Here is a 2,257-nt window from a genome sequence, read left to right as displayed (position 1 = left end):
GATCAGGACCGGGTGGTGACGGTCAAGGAGATCGATCTCTATGTGACCCGGCGGGTCAAGCAGCTCACCGGCGGCCGGCAGAAGCCCACCACCATTATCCCGGACTCGGTCCCTGATTTTGCGGTGACCGCCAGATGAACAGCTACTATTTCAGGAGCAACCAGCCTGTAAGGAGACGAACAAGAATGACGGCCAATCGATTGTTATCCCCTGTTGTGATCTGCTGTGCTGTGCTGAGCATGCTCTTCTTTGTACCTGTGGATTATAACCATGCTCAGGCAGGGAACGAACCGATTCTCACCGTGGATACCGGTGGCCATAAGGGTATCATCAGAGACCTGGTGGTCAGCTCGGATAACCGTTACCTGATCTCTGCCTCGGATGACAAGACCATCCGGGTATGGGATATCAAGACCAGAAGGGAGGTGGGCAAGATCCTGGGGCAGATCGGGGCTGGCTCGGAAGGGAAGATCTTTGCCGTCGCCCTCTCTCCGGATGATCGCTGGCTGGCGGTGGGGGGGTATTTGGGGCGGTTTAGCGGCAAAAAAGACAGAGAAGATGAAGAAGCCCATAAAATTAGGATCTATGATTTTAACAGCGGTAAACTCCATCGCCTCCTCAAAGGGCACACCAATGTGGTCAATGATCTGGCCTTCAGCCCCGATGGCAGCCTGCTGGCCTCCGCCTCGGCGGATGAGACGGTAAAACTCTGGAGAGTAGCGGATGGCTTTCGTTTAAAAGAGACCCTGGAGGGGCATCAGGATGATGTCTATGGAGTAGCTTTTCTCCCGGACAACCGACCGGTCTCCGTCGGTTATGATGAGCAGTTGATCCTCTGGCAGGACGGCAGGCTAAAGAAGCGTTATAAACACAGCCACGATCTGAAATATCTTGCCGTGAGCAAGGAGTGGCTGGCGGTTTCAGGCAATCGAGTTGACCGGGAGATTCTGATCTTTGATCATGAACTCCGCCTCCACAAGACCATCAGCAGCCCGACCAAACCGGAGGGACTCAGTTTCTCCCGGGATGGTCACCTGCTCCTGGCAGGGACCGGCACTACTCCCAGAGTAGCCATTATCTATGATGTGGCCGCTGATTTTCGTGAGCAGAGCCGCTTCAGCAGGCATGACAACCTGGCCATGGCCACGGCTTTTCTGGCCGATAACACTGCGGTCACCGCTGGCGGCGATAATAAGGATCTCTACTTCTGGAAGAACGGGAAAAGACTGGCTCATATTGGAGGCAGCGGCAGATCCATCTGGGCGGTGGGCCTTGATCGGGGTGGTCTGCACTGGGGGACGACCTGGAAAAAGGATGTAAAAAAACATGCCAATCCTCTGGAACATCGTTTTGACCTCAACAGTTTTACTGTCGGCGATTCAGATATCGCAGCCAGAAGGATTGAGACTCGGTATCAGGATTGGTCGCTGAGTCATCGTAAGGGAGGCGCATACGGGTATGGTGATGCCATCCTGGTGATCAACAGAGATGGCCATGAAGAGGCGAGCATTACCCGGAAGTCTTCCAATGGGTATCAGCATAGAGTCTATGGCTTCACAGCTGACGGTAACATTCTCTCCGGTGGTGCTCATGGCGCTCTCGCTGCCTATAACCGGGAGGGTGAGGAACTGGCTCGGTTTATCGGTCATACTGGTACTGTTTGGTCCCTGGCGGTTGAGGGCGATCGACTGCTGTCTGGCTCTGTCGATCAGAGCCTCAAGCTCTGGGACCTGGGTGAGCTCAGGCAGGGCAAGAAGAAGATCTACCCCTTGCTCAATATTTTTGCAGGTAGTGATGGTGAGTGGGTGGCCTGGTCCCGGTCCGGTTACTATGCGGCCAGCGCCCAGGGGGACAAGTATGTGGGTTTTCACGTCAATGGCGGCCCGGAGAAGGCAGCCCAGTTTTATCCGGCCTCCCGTTTTCAATCCAGTCTCTACCGACCCGATATCATCCAGGCCCTGATCCGCAGCGGCAGCGAGGAGGAGGCCATCCGGATCGCCTCCCGCTCACGGAGGACGGAAGTCGTGGATACCGCCTCAATCCTGCCGCCCCTGATCGAGTTGATCAAGCCAAGCCAGCTCCGACAAGAGATCGATGGGGACCGGTTGGAACTGGAGTGTCTGATCACCCCCCAGTCCAAACATCCCATCGCCGAGATCCAACTCCTGGTCAACGGCCGGCCCACCGCGGAAAGCAGGGCCCTGAAGCGGAGGAAGAGCAAAGGCGGGATCCTGATCAGCCGTGAGCTTGCCCTGCC

1 protein-coding gene is annotated in these 2,257 nt (G+C 56.1%); it reads left to right on the top strand.

Going from position 1 to position 2,257, the window contains the following annotated elements:
* Positions 1-185 precede the first annotated feature (185 nt).
* A partial coding sequence (locus G494_RS23755) for a WD40 repeat domain-containing protein (protein ID WP_051305734.1) occupies positions 186-2,257 on the top strand: 2,072 nt, incomplete at its 3' end.

Origin of the sequence: Desulfogranum mediterraneum DSM 13871, from assembly GCF_000429965.1 — a bacterium.
Lineage (GTDB): Bacteria > Desulfobacterota > Desulfobulbia > Desulfobulbales > Desulfobulbaceae > Desulfogranum > Desulfogranum mediterraneum.
This window is presented reverse-complemented; position numbering and strand designations above follow the sequence as displayed.